This window comes from Pseudochelatococcus sp. G4_1912 (assembly GCF_047501465.1).
Taxonomy (GTDB): Bacteria; Pseudomonadota; Alphaproteobacteria; order Rhizobiales; family Beijerinckiaceae; genus Pseudochelatococcus.
Window position 1 is genome coordinate 408979 of record NZ_JAZDRL010000002.1, and the last position, 16773, is coordinate 425751.

The window sequence follows — 16773 nt, forward strand, 5'->3', positions numbered from 1 at the left end:
TCCCGGTCGCAGCCTACCCGGGTTAAAAAACAAGGGACCCCACTATGAAAACCATTGTCATCTGCTCCGGCGGATTGGATTCCGTATCGCTGGCCCACATGGTCAAGAATGAGCATGAGCTCACCTGCCTCGTCTCCTTCGATTATGGACAGCGCCACCGCAAAGAGCTCGACTATGCAGCTGCCTGCGCCGTGCGCCTGGGTGTGCCGCATAACGTGATAGACCTGCGCCCAATCGGTGCGGCACTCACAGGCTCTGCCCTGACTGACGACATCAGCGTGCCTGATGGTCACTATGCCGAAGAAACCATGCGCATCACCGTCGTGCCTAATCGCAACGCCATCATGCTCACGATTGCTTTCGGCATCGCTGCCGCGCGCGGGGATGATGCGGTGGCCGCAGCCGTTCATGGCGGCGACCATTTCATCTATCCCGATTGTCGCCCTGCATTTACCGAAAGCTTCGAAGCGATGCAGCGCGCAGCTCTCGATGGCTATGCAGACATTCGGCTGTTTGCACCTTTTGTGCGACGCACCAAAGCTGACATCGTGACCGAAGGCGCGCGCCACGGTACGCCTTTTGCCGAAACGTGGTCATGCTACAAAGGCGGCGCCCATCATTGCGGCCGTTGCGGCACCTGCGTTGAGCGGCGCGAAGCCTTCCATCTGGCAGACATCGAAGATCCAACTGAATACGAGGACCCGGATTTCTGGTGCGAAGCCATTGCCCGGAAGGAAACAGCCTGATGTACCGGATCACCAAGGAATTTCACTTCTCAGCCTCACACCAGCTTTCGCACCTCCCTGCTGATCACCAATGCGCCCGGCTGCATGGTCACAATTACATCGTCGTGGTGGAGCTGGCCGCGACCAACCTGAATGCTGACGGTTTCGTGCGCGATTATCACGAGCTGAAGTCGCTAAAGGATTACATCAACGACCACTTCGATCACCGTCATCTGAATGATCTGCTGCATGACCGGCCCTCAACCGCCGAAAACCTCGCCCAGCATTTCTACGACTGGTGCGCTGCACGTTGGCCGGAGACAAAGGCTGTCAAGGTCAGTGAAACGCCCAAGACCTGGGCTGAGTATCGGCCGTGACAACCCTGCGTATTGCCGAAATTTTCGGCCCCACGATTCAAGGCGAAGGTGTGCTGATCGGGGAACCCACGGTCTTTGTTCGCACTGGTGGCTGTGATTATCGCTGCGCATGGTGCGACAGCCTCCACGCCGTGGACAGCGCCTACCGCCATACATGGACACCGATGGATGCGGCCGAGGTATGGGCTGAAGTTCTACGCCTTTCTGGCGGGAGGCCTCTTACCGTGTCACTCTCAGGTGGTAACCCGGCCATTCAGGACTTTTCTCTCCTGATCGAACGCGGCAAGGCAGCAGGCTATCGCTTTGCCTGTGAAACGCAAGGCTCTATCGCCAAGCCCTGGTTTGGCGCGCTTGATACACTTGTACTCAGTCCCAAACCACCATCTAGCGGCGAGGTGGTCGATTGGTCCGCCTTCAACCGCTGTCTGAATGCAGCACAAGATTGCCCGCGCACGGTGATGAAGATCGTGATCTTCGATGAAACCGATTACGTCTGGGCACGCGCTGCCGCTGATCGTTACCCTCACCTGCCGCTATTCCTGCAGCCTGGCAATCCTGAGGTCGATCCGGACATTCCTGTCGATCCACAGCGGGTGGCGGATCGGTTGTTGTGGCTGGTGGAGAAGGTCACGGCTGATGGCTGGTTTGCTCCGCGCGTATTGCCGCAACTGCATGTTTTGATTTGGGGAAACCGGCGCGGCGTCTAATCGCCACCCGCCCTCACCCCACGAGGAGATAATGATGGAAACGATTTACAGCAATCTCAAACAACTGGGCGGCTCCACCGTCCTACCAAAATCCCCCGAAGAGGCCGAGCTTGAGCGTGTCGCCAATCCGCAAGCCGACACGGCTTACTGCATCCGCTTCACAGCACCCGAGTTCACCTCGCTTTGTCCGATGACAGGGCAGCCGGATTTTGCCCATCTGGTCATTGATTACGTACCGGGCGCCTGGCTGGTGGAGAGCAAGTCGCTAAAACTCTACCTCGGCGCATTCCGCAATCACGGCGCCTTCCATGAAGACTGCACCGTGTCTATCGGACGACGGCTGGTCGACTTCCTCGCCCCGCAATGGCTGCGGATCGGTGGCTACTGGTACCCACGTGGCGGCATCCCGATCGATGTATTCTGGCAGACGGGCGTACAACCGGAAGGCATCTGGATCCCGGATCAAGGCGTGCCGCCCTATCGTGGCCGCGGCTGATCAGGAGCAAGCAGATCGCCCAGGACCATCACGCACATGCGTGTTGCAAATAAAGTGTGGGCCTGAAATGCTACGGCAATGTTTCGGCCCACCAAAACTCAGCTCGGGAGGATATTCCCATGAGAAAACTCATCCTGACCACTACCACTATGATGCTTCTTGCAACACCTGTGCTCGCTCAGGATCATGGTGGGCATGGAATGTCGGGCAAAAACCAGACACCAAGTAATACCCCTGCAACGGCAGCATATAAGTCTGCCATGGACAAAATGCATGGAGACATGGCCATTGAGTACACGGGCAATGCTGATGCAGATTTCGTTCGCGGCATGATCCCGCACCATCAAGGTGCGATCGATATGGCCAAGATCGCGCTGCAATACGGCAAGGATCCCGCTGTGCGAAAACTCGCGCAGGAGGTGATTACAGCGCAAGAAAGTGAGATTGCATGGATGCGCGAATGGCTCGCGAAGAATGCTAATTAGGCTCATATCAGTGTAGCCACCAATATCATGGGGGCTGCACTGCCTGCCGTTAGCTTAATATCTTCCGCATCTGCTTACACTGTGCAGCAATGTCTATCAGTTCTTCTGCATCCCATGCATAAAAATCCCAGCCCAGTTTTATATAAAACTCTAGTGCTTCAGGATCTGCATTTACGTAAAGCGTTTTTATTCCTAAATTACGCGCATAATCTTCCGCTAACGAAGATAACTGGCGTCCATGACCTTGCCTTTGAAGACCATCCAATATGGCTACAAGCCTCACTGCACCACAACCATCATTAAAATTATCTAGGCGAAGCGTACCAATAGGATTTTCATTTAGAAGCAATAATAGTGGATGATTACTCGGCAGATACTCATCTTCATGCTTATCATCGTAACTTGCCACCTCGTTGCCACGCCATAGCACCTGTCGACGAATAGCGTGATATGCTTTCCAATGATCCGAAGTGATAACATTTACAAGTTTATAGCTTTTTTGCATTTCCAAACCTAATGACTGTTATTGCTTGCAAACTTAGGACGTGCAGAGGAAATTGCGTCTGCAATGTTGATCTATGTGCATCCTGCGGTGATTCGGGATATTCAAACAGATTTCGCAGCAAATATCTTGGCGCTCTGAGATATGAATCTATGTACAGCTTGCAACAGCAGTCCTAAAGGCTAATATATTTCAGTAGTTTATCAGGAATGCTTGGCGGGTCAAAGCCGAAGAAACAGCGAACGACACCTACGCCATAGCCCTCCATAACCTTCCCAAATAAGTAGGATGTGGCAATGTTTAACGTAAGCGAATAACTTTATCGTTCGCTTTTTGCTAGGATGGAACATGATGGACCGATGCACATGTTATCGTCGCACAACCGTTCCGAGTTTTTGGCCGTTCCGCAGCTAATCCGCTTCGACTACGCCCGTGGCCACAACGGGTTTGAACCGACCCTTCTTATCAAGGCCAGCACGGTCCTATTGAAATACATCGTGCTTGGCGCACGGATGCAGCTTGCCTTCACTGTGTGCGACGGCCGCCTGCTGTACGCGCTGAAGCTGCATGACGACGGCGACAACGGCAGCATTCTTTGGTCGGTCTTGGAGCGCGAAGAAGAATTGAACGGCATTCGCGGCTTGGCGCGCAGCGAATCCTTGGTGACTTTCCTATTCAACGAACTTGCCATGAACGTCGCTTGGAACCATATGCCTATGCCGGATACGTTAGATCGCTTACTTACTTGGGCAGATAGTACGGCGCTAGGCCGGATTGACCACTCGGCTATCAAAGTTACGGCATCGCCCTTACTCAACTGCCTTCATCATCACGTTGAAGATGATGACGAATGGTTGGTGTTAGAGGTCGGCGGAAGATCTGATTGGAAGGCCGTCCATAATCACTTCATCACGGCGGGCACTTCATCCAGCCTAATTGACCTATTCGATGGCGACGAAGGCGATCAGCAAGAGCAATTGGGCGTTTGGTTGACCGACAACCTTCAGGCAGCCATCACAGCCCACAAATTCCGAAGGGCAGGGGAACGCGGGAACTAACTGACATACTGTTGAGCCACGAGTTCGGTGCAGTGTTGATTGAATCCAAGACGCTTTCGGTTTTGGCGCGCGAATGACTGCCGGACAGGGCGAAATTAAAACGCGACGTTTCCGCCCATATCGGAAAAGCGTTCGCTCAATTGCGTGGTGCCATACGGGCGCTTAAATCCGGCGTTCTGGTGACAAGCCCCAATGGCAATACGCTGTCAATCGAACGGGAACACCCTGCCCACGCTATCGTCCTAATTCCTGATTTGGAACTTGTGGACGACCCTGTAACCTACGGCATCGAGTTTATGCAAGACTTCATAGGCGCGACCGGCGGGTTTGCTCATCTGCTCGATATCTCGGAGTTACTCCGCATCGTGCAAGCCGCCGAAATGATAGCGGAGCGAAACACGACAACTACACTGATGATGGCGTTCGATTACTACCTTATGGAGCGCGCCAAAAAGGCGGTGGATGCTGGGACGCTGTGTATCGAAGTGCTGTTACGCTTTGCTGACAATGAAACTACGGCGGACTGAAGAACGAGCCAGTACATCTAGATATAGCTTACAATCGGCGCTTTACTATGCACATTTGGTAACGATGCGGAATCGGCGCGGCAATATTGCGCCATAGAGGGCAATAGGCGGTGTTTGGCGGAGAGAGAGGGATTCGAACCCTCGATACGGTTTCCCGTATACACACTTTCCAGGCGTGCGCCTTCAGCCACTCGGCCACCTCTCCAGCATCAGCGATATGTTAGCAAAGCTAACTCAGCACCAAGCAGTCATTGCGTATGCACCGTAGTTGCAAGGAAAAAATGCACGAAGCATTTTATATTCCAGCACAACGAAAAACGCTAAGTTAACGCAATAACAGTTTGGCTTCTAACCTACAAACGCTGAATGGTGCAAGAGCTGTTTTGATTAAATCACAGCTCCGCTAACATATTTCTTATGTAAAAAACCTAGCTTTAACTGCCTCGCGGGAATTCCAGCCCCATTTCACGGTAGCGAGCAGGATCATCGCTCCAGTTTTCGCGTACTTTTACGAACAGAAACAAATGAACTTTCGTTTCAGCAATCTCACTGATTTCAACCCGCGCACGCGAGCCTATAGCTTTGATCGTCTGGCCATTATGGCCAAGCACGATTTTACGCTGGCTTTCGCGCTCCACGAAAATCGTCTGCTCCACACGCGCTGAGCCATCCTTCTGCACCACCCATTGATCAGTCTCAACCGTGGATGCATAGGGAATCTCATCATGCACACGCTCAAACAGCTTTTCACGGGTAATCTCTGCCGCTAGCTGGCGCATAGGCGCATCCGACATCTGATCTTCAGGGTAAAGCCATGGCCCCGGCTGCGCAAAAGTCGCCAATCGCGCCCGAAGACTTGCAACACCATCGCCATTAAGCGCCGCGATCATGAATGTCTCGTCGAAGGCAACCTTCGCGTTGATCTTCTCCGCCAGCGCCAGCAACGTGGAGCGCGGCACAAGATCAATCTTATTCAGAATCAGCATCTTACGCCGACGAACTTCGGTGATCTTCTCTAGGATTGCCTCGTTTTCCTCGTCAAGTCCCTTTCGAGCATCGATTAGCAAACACACAGCATCAGCATCACCTGCACCACCCCATGCGGAGGTGACCATGGCGCGATCAAGCCGACGCTTCGGGCGAAAAATGCCGGGCGTATCGACGAAAATCAGCTGTGCATTGCCTTCAATGGTAATGCCACGCACAAGCGCGCGCGTAGTCTGCACCTTATGCGAAACGATGGAAACCTTGCCACCAACAAGCGTGTTCAGCAGCGTTGATTTACCCGCATTAGGGGCGCCAATCAGCGCAACAAAGCCACAACTTGTTTCGGTTTGTGCATCCTGCGTGTTATTCTCGTCGTTCATTACTGGTTTGTCCGAATCCCTTCGCGCGATAGTAAGCTACTTGCTGCTTCCTGCTCGGCGATACGTTTTGAAGCGCCTTTGCCCTCAGCGGGCGGCATATTATCTACCCTGACAGCCACACGGAAATGCGGCGCATGATCAGGGCCTGTACGATCGATAATCTCATAGGTCGGCGCGGCAAGCCCCCGCCCTTGCGCCCACTCCTGAAGCGCCGTCTTGGCATCACGAAGCGGGCGACGAGGTGCGTGCATGCGCGCGGAGAAAGCACTCTCCACCAGCTTACGGGCAGCATCAAACCCGCCATCAATAAAGACCGCGCCCACGATGGCCTCGCAGACGTCCGCAAGGATAGCATGATTTTCCCGCGCGCCCGATGCAATTTCACCTTCGCCTAGACGCAAATATGGACCAACCTCCCAGCCGCGTGCAACTTCCGTACAGCTTTCCTTCCGTACGAGCTCCGCGAGACGGCGAGAGAGCTCCCCTTCCTCTGCCCGCAGAAAGGTTGCGCATAACATATTGCTTACGGCAAGCCCCAGCACACGATCCCCGAGAAACTCAAGACGTTGATATGACTTAACTTTCTGCGTTGGAATAGCGCTTACGTGGGTTAGCGCCATATCCAGCAGGCCAAGATCCTTAAACCGATATCCGAGTCGCCGCTCAAGAAGTGCAATATCAGCCATCAGTGAACCCGCGAAAACAAACGATCCCAGCGCACAGCATTCGGCCATTTCCAAAACTGCCATGCTGGCGCGCCATCAATTGAGAAAAATAGCACTTCCGCTCTACCCACAAAGTTCTCATACGGTACGAAGCCAACCGTATTCATATCGCGCGAGTCAGCAGAATTATCACGGTTGTCGCCCATCATGAAGAAGTGCCCCTCAGGCACCTTATATAAAGGTGTGTTATCCCAAGGCCCTTGATCACCATAGCGCTCAATCACGACATGGCTCACGCCGCCGGGTAAGATTTCGCGATACATCGGTATTTCCGGCCCTGTGCCTGGTGCCGTGTCTTCATCATCACGGTAATTACCGATGCGTTCACGTGCTACGATTTTGCCGTTGATGAATAGCCGTCCATCAATCATCTGCACGGTATCGCCTGGCAGGCCGATAACACGTTTGATGTAATCGGTAGAATCATCCTTGGGCAACTTGAATACGGCCACGTCGCCACGCTTGGGCTCGGTGCCGAGAATGCGCCCGTCAAATGGGGGAAGCCCAAAAGGAAATGAATAACGCGAATAGCCATAGGCATACTTCGAGACGAAGAGATAATCGCCAATCAGAAGTGTTGGAATAAGCGATCCCGATGGAATATTGAAGGGTTGAAACAATAGCGAGCGCACGACGAGCGCGATCAACAGCGCCTGCGTCACCAGCTTCACGGTATCGAAAAACCCGCCTTCGCGTTTCGCCTTCACGCTCACACTACCCGCCTTATCAGGCTCCACGCCACTACGCTCCATCATTCGTCCATCTCGTTCGTCATGGTAACGAGCGTATGTAGCTGCTTTTATCGCAAAGGGAAACGGGATTCTTGACGCGGGTTTTAGGTTGCGCCAATATTCGCCTGACGATGCTCGATGAGATAACGGGTTGCCGAGCAACGTACTCTCTTATGCATCCACCAATGATAGAGAAATGCTTTTACCTAGAGCAGCGGCAGCTTTCTGAAGAGTATCCAGCTGCACACGATTGTTATTGGGGTCTAACAAGCGTGCAAGCTGAGTAGGGCTGGTCTTAAGGCGACGTGCCATTTCAGATTTTCTGACGTGCTGCTTCTGCATCTCAACCTCTAGCTGCAATGCAATTGTGCGCTTGATCGCTGTTGTCTTAGCCTCTTCGTAGATCCCTTCCTCAAGCAAGAAATCATCAAAGCTGCTGCCGATGTGCGGATTATGCGTCATTTCTTTTATACCTACTTCAATCTTTTACGGGCTATAGCCAGCTCCTTATCCGGAAGCGCCTGTGTTTTCTTTATGAAAGCATGCAGCAATACCAGCTCATTACCCATTTCCCACTTACTGCCTCTAATTCAAGAGGAAGGTATATTAAAAAATTTAAATTGTTTATACCGATTATACTTTAATATTTCACATAATTTTTCTTAGGCCAAAATAAAACACCCCAGCCTTGTGGGCCGGGGCGTTGTATTTTGGCGAGGGGGAGGAGCTCCCCCTGCCGATGTGGTTTCCTGCGATTACTGGAAGAGACGCAGGATGTTCTGTGAGGAGCTGTTGGCGATGCCGAGAGCCTGGATTGCAAGCTGCTCTTGCGTCTGAAGTGCCTTCAGCTTCGCAGATTCTTCGTTCAGGTCAGCATCGACCAGCTGGCCGATACCGCGGTTGTTGGCGTCTACAAGGTTCTTGACGAAGGTTTTGTTACCCTCGATACGAGCCTTGGCTGCACCAACCACCGAAGCTGACAGCGTCAGCTCCTGAAGAGCATCGTCAGTTGCCTTGAGGTAGGACGTCAGGACGCCCTTATCAAAGTCGGTATCCGTGAGCTTCGAGATGTCAATGTCAGAGACACGGACAGCCTTTGCGCCACTACCATCAGCATTAGAAACAACTGTGCGAACTTTATCGAAAATGCCAAGTTTATCATTATCAGCATTTCCGGCCATAGCGCTCTCAAACACGCTGCGAGCGCCGTCAGCAATGCTGGCACTAATCGCACCACGAGCTGATGTTCCCACAGCAGTGTTAATTGCCGAGGTGAAAGCAGTATTAAGATCTGTAATGATCTTATTAGCTGCAGCTGCCTCATCTGCTGTAATCGTCGCACCTGCAGCTGCAGGCAGCGCAGTAGCTGCAGCATCATATGCAGTTACTGCCGCCTTCAACGAGTTCACTAAAGTAGTTCTCGCTTCGCTGGAAACGTTACCCCAAATTGCCGCACCGTTAGCACCGAAAGCTGTGGTAACAGCAGTTCCAATAGCAGCTTCCGTAACACCAGCAACTAGAACTCCGGCTGCTGCCGTCTTCCACGCTGTATAGCCGGTGTTCGCAGTAGCAGCGGTATCGCCCGCAGCAAAGTTAGCACCACCTGTATGGACCGAATCAGCAGGGAAGATAGTAGCTGATGCCTTCAAAGCTGTATCGACAGCAATAGCATTGGTATTCCAAGCAGCGTCGGTGAGGTTTGCTCCGCCAGCAACTATGGTTGCCGTATAAGCAGTTGCTGCAGTAGTAGCCGCTGTATCAACTGCTGTATTAATTGCAGTGCTATTTTCATACAGCTTTGTACCAGAAATATCGATCTCGATGTTATCGAGCGATATCGCACCACCTGTCCGCGTGAACGAACCAACAACATTTTTGACATTGTTGTAACCGTGCGCAGAAGAGTCCTGCGTCAGCCAGCTTTCACTGTTGATGACGGTGGACTTCGAAACGTCTTTCAGACGGTTCTGGAGCTGGGTGATTTCAGCCTGCACCTGTGCACGTGGCACGCCGGATTGGCTAGCCGTGACAAGCTTGGACTTGACCTGATCGAGAAGATCTTTCGTATCATTGATACCAGTGTAAACCGTATCAATCGTTGCAGCACCAAGACCGAGAGCATCGCTCACAGCGCCAAGTGCCTTAACGTCAGAACGCAGCGTCGTGGCAATTGACCAGTAAGCAGCGTTGTCTTCTGCAGTGTTGATCCGGTAACCGGTAGAAACGCGGTTCTGCGTAGCAGAAAGGCTTTTGGAAGCAGCGCTCAGTGTCTGAAGAGCGGTCTGAGCGGAGGCGTTTGTAAATAAGCTAGCACCCATAGTCGTAATCCCTCATTATCATGAATCAAACTCACATGACTTTAGTCGGGACATACCGGGCTTTAACCGGCATAGCAGGGCTGACATCATGTCTCCGAGGGATTTAACATGCGCTCTGTCCATGAGGTTTGAGACGCAAAACTAAACCTTCGACCTACCAGCATCAAAAGCATCCTGCTTGCGCAAGCTTGCGCGAAGCTTGCATCTTAAGTGCAATTGATGATCAAGGAAGGAACTAACGTCTGACACCCTTGTAAAACAAGGATTCCACGCAGCAAAAAAGAATCCGATCAAGCGCCTTACTTGCACGTATTTCGCATGAGAGGCACGATTTCTTGCGATATTTTATCAGCCATGCACGCAAGCTTGCGCCCACCAGCCAAGACTGGCGCACTTTAACCTGGCTTAAGCAGATTGGGTTGGTTCGGTCGATTGCTTGCACTTCTTGGGCGCTTTATCCAACACGCCATCCCGATCTTCATGGACACGACGGGCTTTGCGATAGAGCTTATGCGATGAGCGCGGCAAGCCATTATTATGCACCGCACGCAGCAAATCGCCCAACGACTCATCACCAGCGCGCTCAGCTGCTGCCTCTACCGAAAGCCACTCAACCTCACGCTGTTCATGCTCAGGCCATCGCGGCAGATCATCCACGACCCATAGCGGATACAGCTCGACATAGCAGCGGGTGCTATCACCATTTTTGAGGCGCTTGTCATACATATATGCGCCAACCGGGTGCTTACCCGTAACACCGATAACACCAGCCTCTTCCTGTGCTTCGCGCGCAGCGGTCTGGGCGCCCGTCAGCCCCTTGATTGGCCAACCTTTTGGCACGATCCAGCGACGCGTTTCACGCGAGGTAACCAGCATAACCTCAATGCGCCCATCATCACTCATGCGCAGGGGCAGAGCACCAAACTGACGCCGATAGCGCGATTTTTTCTTTTTGACATCCTCAAGCGTCAGATATTCAGCCATGCTGGACACTCATCCATGCCTGATCGGAGTCCATTATGTGTGTGATAGAGCGTGCAACAAACATGATCTTGAATGGGATTAAATTCACTAATTGGCACCAATAGCTAATGATACAAACCCACCGCAAAGCGCACTTATGGGCAGCCTTGGCGATCTAATTTTTGCATCAGAAGCAGCTTAGACGACAACACGTAAGTCATATCTTACTTTATCAGTATAAATTATGACGATTTCGTATCATTGCCATCCATATTTGCCGCGAAACATTGGCATTTTTATTACAAATAAGCGGTTGAAATCAGAAAATGCAAGGATTTTTCATGGGCTTTCAGCGGCCATGAGCGATTTCTCAATTGGGCTGCTTAGCATCCAGCGCAGAGTTTCCTCAAATGGCATCGCGACATCGCCCAGAAGCTGCTCCATCAGCGACGGATCACCGCATTGCACATCCACTTCATTTGCACGCACGAGGTCCGGATCAATGATGAGCTGTGGCATGCAGTCTGTCTGCGCTCTCAACATCTCCATCATACCCTCGATTGCGATAGCGCGGCCAGAACACAGATTAAGCACTTCAGGTACGTGATCATTCGTTAACAGTGCGAGATATGCATGTGCAATACGGCGCACATCCGAAAAATCACGCGCGACATTGATATTGCCTAACCGCAACACTGGCTGGCACGTACGAAATGCCTCAACCAATTTGGGCACGAGAAAATGCCTCGCCTGCCCTGCGCCGGTGTAATTGAACGGTCGCGCTATAACGATCTCAAACCGCGTTCTATAAGGCCTGGCAAGATGCTCCATTGCCAGTTTTGATGCGCCATAATGACTCACCGGCGCTAAAGGCGATGCCTCGGTCAGGCGGCCCCGTTGCACTCCGTAGACGTGCGCGGACGAAGCCAGCACAACCCGGTGCGGGGGCTTAGACAAACGCGCCAAGGCTTCGAGAAGTGTTACTGTGCCAACTGTGTTGACAGCATACACCTGCGCATCTGTTCCTTGAGGCACATAGCTGATACCAGCCAAATGCAACACTACATCGGGTGCAAGTGCGGATACACGTCTTTCTACTTCTTGAGAGCTTGTCAGGTCGGCGGCAAGTGGTAGCGTTTCATGCCCAAGGCTCTTCAGCAACGCTGAGACGTAACGAGCGGTGAATCCTTTCTCGCCAGTAACGAGAACACGCATGGAAGCTCCTCATCAGGGCGCAATCAAAACGAGCGGCCAAGGCAATTGCGCTCTATATCCGCCTTCACCATGATGTCGCATAAATGCTCCAGCGAGGTCTCGGCCCGCCATTTCAGCTCGCGTGCAGCTTTAGAAGCATCCCCGCAAAGGAGATCAACCTCTGCCGGGCGATAAAGCCGCGGATTGACACGCACACATACCGCACCGGTGCGCGCATCCCGCGCTTGCTCATCAACGCCCTCATCCTCCCAAACAAGACGAATGCCAATGGCCGCATATGCAAGCTCAACGAAGTGACGCACCGTCGCTGTGCGGCCTGTTGCCAGCACAAACGTATCCGCAATTTCCTGCTGCATCATCGCATGCATACCGGTGACGTATTCGCGTGCAAATCCCCAATCACGACATGCATCAAGCGATCCCAGCTCTAACGGCGCGCTTTCACCGAGATAGACACGCGCCACATGATCCGCGATCTTGCGTGTAACGAACTCCTTACCCCGCAAAGGAGATTCATGATTAAACAGAATTCCGGAGGCAGCAAAAAGACCATAACTCTCGCGGTAATTCACCGTGGCCCAATGCGCCATCAGCTTGGTGAAGGCATATGGCGAGCGCGGATAAAAGGCTGTTGTCTCAGATTGCAAAGGTTCACTAACCTTGCCAAACATTTCGGACGTGCTGGCCTGATAAAAACGCGTATCCGGTTTGACGATACGCACCGCCTCCAGCAACCGCAACGCGCCAATACCCGTCATATCAGCCGTTGCCAGCGGTTGCTGGAATGATACGCTGACGAAACTTTGCGCAGCAAGGTTATAGAGCTCATCTGGCTGATGCTCCGATATGAGGCGGATTGCACTCATCGCATCACCCAGATCATAATCCACCAACTCGAAACCAGCGGCTCCCAGCAGGCCGAGCTCAACCAATCGCCAGTGATTAACCGTGGACGTGCGCCGCACGGCCCCAACAACACGATACCCTAACCGTAATAAATACTGCGCCAGATATGCGCCATCCTGGCCGGTAACGCCGGTAATGATCGCGGTTTTTCTCGCAGCAGCAAACATGGACTCCCCGGCCTTTCAATGAAACAGAACCGTATATATTTACATCATAACTTATGATTATATATTCATATATTTACATATAATCACTTATAACATGTGAACATTATTATGCACATGGAATTACTATCTCATAAACACGGAATTCATTTGTCATGCCTTACCCGCATTCGATTTTCAAATAAAACGGCATGGCGTATCACGCATTTCCACTATGAGCGCCCCTTAGCTGGCCAGATGCGTTCACAAGCACAAAAAAGATCAACCCAACAACATTGTGAAGATTAGGGAATTTCAGCCGCGACCTGAGCACAGCATACATGCGGCCAACTCGGCGCGTCATACTTTTCGCGAAGACAGTCAGTTACGACTTCTAAATCCGCCACAATTACGATAGCAGAAGAGAGTTCAGACGCAGCAACGCACACTAGGTTGGAATGGCCAAAGACCCCGGCAAAGGTTCCCGTCGTGAACCGCGCTTCGATTTCAATGATGGACGCGATAATTCCGCGCACCATGAAGACGAGTGGCGCCTGTCAGCACAGGACCGCCTGACGCCGCATGGCGAAAGCGCCGATAAGAACGCGCGGGATGAGGATGCACTAATGGCGGCAGCAAGGCGCAGCAGCAAGAATTCCAGCCGGAAATCCAGCACACGCGCTGCGAGCACTTCTCGCCAGCCCGCCACGCGCAAGAAGCGTCGATCGGGGCGTCGGCGCTCATTTATCGGCACGATGTTCTCAACATTATTTGTGCTTGCGATTTGGGGCACAATCATCGTGGGTGGTGTGGTCGCTTATCATTTTGCGCAATTGCCGCCAATTGATACGCTCACCGTGCCCAAACGCCCGCCGAATATCGCCGTGCTGGCGGCAGATGGCTCCTTGCTTGCAAACAAGGGGGATATGGGCGGTCAAACAGTCAATCTGAAAGATCTTCCCCGATATTTGCCGCAGGCTTTCGTCGCCATTGAGGATCGGCGGTTTTATGAGCATATGGGCGTCGATCCTCTGGGGATAGCACGCGCTTTAGCGGCAAACCTCACTGCGCGTGGGGTATCTCAAGGGGGCTCAACGCTTACCCAGCAATTGGCCAAGAACCTCTTCCTGACACAAGATCGCACCTATGCGCGCAAAATTCAGGAAGCGATCCTGTCCCTATGGCTGGAACAAAATTTTACCAAAGATGAGATCCTCGCGCTCTACCTTAACCGCGTTTACTTCGGTGCAGGCGCTTATGGCGTTGAAGCGGCCTCCCTGCGTTATTTCGGCAAACCGGCAAAAGACGTGACATTGGCCGAAGCCGCCATGTTGGCCGGCCTCGTGCAAGCACCTTCACGTCTGTCTCCATCGCGCAATCCGCAAGCAGCACAGGCACGCGCGCAGTTGGTACTGGCAAACATGGCAGAGCTTGGCTTTGTCTCCGACAAGGATGCCAAAGGCGCATTGATGACACCCGCCGAAACCATCAAGCCCCGAGGCGCTGGCGGCAATAACTATGCCGCCGATTATGTGATGGACGTTCTTGACGACTTCATCGGCTCGGCAGAAACGGACATCGTTGTACGCACGACCATCGACCGCACGATGATGCATGCTGGTGAGCAAGCGATTACCGATATCATTGCCAAGAAGGGCACGCAGGCGCGCGTTTCACAAGGCGCATTGGTGGCCTTGTCGGATGATGGCGCAATCCGCGCACTGATTGGCGGGCGCAGTTATGCGGCAAGCCAATTCAACCGCGCCACCGCTGCGCGCCGACAGCCCGGCTCTTCTTTCAAGCCGTTCGTTTATCTGACAGCGCTAGAGCGCGGCCTTAATCCCGGCACTGTACGAGAAGATGGCCCTGTCAATATCAATGGCTGGCAGCCCCAAAACTTCTCACGACGTTATAGCGGCCCCGTCACACTCGCCACGGCGCTTACCTACTCCCTCAATACAGTCGTGGTGAAGCTTGCGATGGAGGTGGGGCCAAAAGCTGTAGCAGAGACTGCGCAGCGCCTTGGCATCACTTCGCCTTTACAAGCTAACGCAACCATTGCACTTGGCACCTCGGAAGTTAGCCCATTGGAGCTGACAGCCGCATATGCGCCCTTCGCCAATGGTGGCACCGGCGTTGTGCCGTGGATCATCCGCGATGTTAAAACGACAGATGGCAAGCTCGTCTATCAGCGCCAACCCAACGACCTCGGGCGTGTTGTGAGCGAAGAAAATGTATCAATGATGAACTACATGTTGCATCAGGTCGTGACATCCGGCTCTGGCAAGCGCGGTGCCATTCCTGGTTATGAAATTGCCGCGAAAACGGGCACAAGTCAGGAAGCGCGTGATGCATGGTATGTAGGCTATACCAGCGGTATCGTAGCAAGCGTATGGTTGGGCAACGACAACAATTCACCGACCAATAATATTACAGGCGGCACCTTACCGGCAGAAGCCTGGCGCGCCTTCATGGTTGAGGCATTGAAAGACGTAACGCCCAAGCCGCTGCCCGGCAGTCCATGGAGCGCAGGCGGCCCACCACCAGATACTATTCCCTCAGATGAGTTCCATCCCGACCAACCAGGCGCCACCCCGATGCCATCAGCGCAGGTACACCAACCTGCACCAATACCGGCCGCTGAAAAAACGCTCTTTGAACGCCTGTTTGGTGGGTAAAGATAGCTACATGGGTGATGATACGCGCTCCATTCATAGTTGCCACATATAAAAACTGGCACCCTTAGGGAAAAGCAATGAAGCGCAATCTCACATCTGATGGGAACCTGTGACAAATAGCACAACGGCTTTGTTGCCATGTGTTACCTTCTTAAAAGGGATTGACGACGGAGACTCGCCGTTTATTCTGCTAAGTAATACTATAAGAGTTATTTGCTGCCATATCAGTGAGTTGCCATGACCAATATCGACGGCTTAACCCGTACTGGTTTGGATACTACTCCTCCCGCTGCCTATCATGGGACAACAGGAGCGCCAGCTGCCGCACGGGCTTTGCTTGAAGATTTTGGACGCAATATTGGCCTGCCAACTTTACATTTTAACGAGGAAAACAGTTGCTGGCTGCAGATTAACGCAGACTATTTCATATGCATCACTGCACAGCCCGCAGATGAAAGCATCCGCATTCATGGTGAAGTGAGCCAGTTGTCGCTTGAAAGGGATACTCCCGATCTTGCGTTATATTTCCGACACCTGCTTCAAATGAACGTGGAAGCAACCTCTGCGGGGGAGGATACAAATTTTGCTATTGATCCAAGACGCAACGCCTTGATACTGGCTGCGAACCTGCCGGTAACAGCAACACAGCAACAGCTGCAAGATATTTTGAAACAGCTTCTCGCACGAATTGAGACGCTGCAGACTAATCCACCGACTATACATGGCTTGAAAAATGCTAGAGAAAAAACTCTTAGCTCTTATAATATGGCAAGAGAATTCAAATTAATGACAGAACCCCCACCTTTGTCAGACGAAATTCTACTCAGAGTTTAATTTATATTGGAGACAG

General features: G+C 52.5%; 19 protein-coding genes and 1 tRNA gene. 9 read left to right on the forward strand and 11 right to left on the reverse strand.

Features of this window, described 5'->3' with window-relative positions:
* Window positions 1–44 precede the first annotated feature (44 nt).
* The 5 genes from queC (at window position 45) to VRZ32_RS09145 (ending at window position 2790) form a co-directional block, all read left to right on the forward strand.
* A complete protein-coding gene (gene queC / locus VRZ32_RS09125) occupies window positions 45–746 on the forward strand; it encodes a 7-cyano-7-deazaguanine synthase QueC (RefSeq protein WP_414525430.1) in 702 nt (233 codons plus the stop codon).
* Complete coding sequence (queD, locus tag VRZ32_RS09130; RefSeq protein WP_414525431.1) at window positions 746–1102, forward strand: 6-carboxytetrahydropterin synthase QueD; 357 nt, start codon at window positions 746–748, stop codon at window positions 1100–1102. Before queC ends, queD begins: the two co-directional genes overlap by 1 nt.
* On the forward strand, window positions 1099–1809 hold the full coding sequence (queE, locus tag VRZ32_RS09135) for a 7-carboxy-7-deazaguanine synthase QueE (RefSeq protein WP_414525432.1): 711 nt from the start codon (window positions 1099–1101) through the stop codon (window positions 1807–1809). Before queD ends, queE begins: the two co-directional genes overlap by 4 nt.
* Before the next feature lie 34 nt (window positions 1810–1843).
* Window positions 1844–2305: a preQ(1) synthase gene (gene queF, locus VRZ32_RS09140; protein WP_414525433.1), complete on the forward strand. Its 462-nt coding sequence runs from the start codon at window positions 1844–1846 to the stop codon at window positions 2303–2305.
* A gap of 113 nt (window positions 2306–2418) precedes the next feature.
* On the forward strand, window positions 2419–2790 hold the full coding sequence (locus VRZ32_RS09145) for a DUF305 domain-containing protein (protein ID WP_414526180.1): 372 nt from the start codon (window positions 2419–2421) through the stop codon (window positions 2788–2790).
* A gap of 49 nt (window positions 2791–2839) precedes the next feature.
* On the opposite strand, the gene VRZ32_RS09150 is transcribed toward VRZ32_RS09145, so the two are convergent.
* Window positions 2840–3295 carry a GNAT family N-acetyltransferase gene (locus tag VRZ32_RS09150; protein ID WP_414525434.1) on the reverse strand — a complete coding sequence of 152 codons (456 nt, stop codon included), beginning with the start codon at window positions 3293–3295 and terminating at the stop codon, window positions 2840–2842.
* Window positions 3296–3657: 362 nt separating this feature from the next.
* On the opposite strand from VRZ32_RS09150, the gene VRZ32_RS09155 reads away from it, so the two are divergent.
* Entirely contained in the window at window positions 3658–4350 is a 693-nt protein-coding gene (locus tag VRZ32_RS09155) for a hypothetical protein (RefSeq protein ID WP_414525435.1), read from the forward strand.
* A 179-nt stretch (window positions 4351–4529) separates the two neighbouring features.
* Window positions 4530–4877: a hypothetical protein gene (locus VRZ32_RS09160; protein WP_414525436.1), complete on the forward strand. Its 348-nt coding sequence runs from the start codon at window positions 4530–4532 to the stop codon at window positions 4875–4877.
* 115 nt (window positions 4878–4992) lie between these two features.
* Here VRZ32_RS09160 and VRZ32_RS09165 read toward each other — a convergent pair.
* The 10 genes from VRZ32_RS09165 to gmd form a co-directional block, all read right to left on the reverse strand.
* Window positions 4993–5082: transfer RNA gene (locus VRZ32_RS09165), tRNA-Ser, on the reverse strand.
* 229 nt (window positions 5083–5311) lie between these two features.
* The gene (gene era / locus VRZ32_RS09170) at window positions 5312–6244 is read right to left on the reverse strand and encodes a GTPase Era (protein ID WP_414525437.1); all 933 of its coding nucleotides are present in this window, start codon (window positions 6242–6244) and stop codon (window positions 5312–5314) included.
* Window positions 6244–6930, reverse strand: a complete 687-nt coding sequence (gene rnc, locus VRZ32_RS09175; RefSeq protein ID WP_414525438.1) for a ribonuclease III — start codon at window positions 6928–6930, stop codon at window positions 6244–6246. Before rnc ends, era begins: the two co-directional genes overlap by 1 nt.
* Window positions 6930–7721: a signal peptidase I gene (gene lepB / locus VRZ32_RS09180; protein ID WP_414526181.1), complete on the reverse strand. Its 792-nt coding sequence runs from the start codon at window positions 7719–7721 to the stop codon at window positions 6930–6932. The genes rnc and lepB overlap by 1 nt, the downstream gene beginning before the upstream one ends.
* 150 nt (window positions 7722–7871) lie before the next feature.
* On the reverse strand, window positions 7872–8162 hold the full coding sequence (locus tag VRZ32_RS09185) for a helix-turn-helix domain-containing protein (RefSeq protein ID WP_414525439.1): 291 nt from the start codon (window positions 8160–8162) through the stop codon (window positions 7872–7874).
* Between the two features lie 11 nt (window positions 8163–8173).
* Window positions 8174–8269, reverse strand: a complete 96-nt coding sequence (locus VRZ32_RS09190) for a type II toxin-antitoxin system RelE/ParE family toxin (RefSeq protein WP_414525440.1) — start codon at window positions 8267–8269, stop codon at window positions 8174–8176.
* A gap of 186 nt (window positions 8270–8455) precedes the next feature.
* Window positions 8456–10018, reverse strand: coding sequence for a flagellin (locus VRZ32_RS09195; protein ID WP_414525441.1), 1563 nt, complete (start codon window positions 10016–10018; stop codon window positions 8456–8458).
* A 405-nt stretch (window positions 10019–10423) separates the two neighbouring features.
* Window positions 10424–11002: an NUDIX hydrolase gene (locus VRZ32_RS09200; RefSeq protein ID WP_414525442.1), complete on the reverse strand. Its 579-nt coding sequence runs from the start codon at window positions 11000–11002 to the stop codon at window positions 10424–10426.
* A 318-nt stretch (window positions 11003–11320) separates the two neighbouring features.
* Window positions 11321–12196, reverse strand: a complete 876-nt coding sequence (locus VRZ32_RS09205) for an NAD-dependent epimerase/dehydratase family protein (RefSeq protein WP_414525443.1) — start codon at window positions 12194–12196, stop codon at window positions 11321–11323.
* A gap of 23 nt (window positions 12197–12219) precedes the next feature.
* Complete coding sequence (gene gmd / locus VRZ32_RS09210) at window positions 12220–13269, reverse strand: GDP-mannose 4,6-dehydratase (RefSeq protein WP_414525444.1); 1050 nt, start codon at window positions 13267–13269, stop codon at window positions 12220–12222.
* A 434-nt stretch (window positions 13270–13703) separates the two neighbouring features.
* Between gmd and VRZ32_RS09215 the strand changes: the two genes are divergently transcribed.
* Window positions 13704–15923 (forward strand): transglycosylase domain-containing protein, encoded by a 2220-nt coding sequence (locus tag VRZ32_RS09215; protein WP_414525445.1) that lies wholly within the window; start codon window positions 13704–13706, stop codon window positions 15921–15923.
* 237 nt (window positions 15924–16160) lie between these two features.
* Window positions 16161–16757 carry a type III secretion system chaperone gene (locus VRZ32_RS09220; RefSeq protein WP_414525446.1) on the forward strand — a complete coding sequence of 199 codons (597 nt, stop codon included), beginning with the start codon at window positions 16161–16163 and terminating at the stop codon, window positions 16755–16757.
* Window positions 16758–16773: the final 16 nt, after the last annotated feature.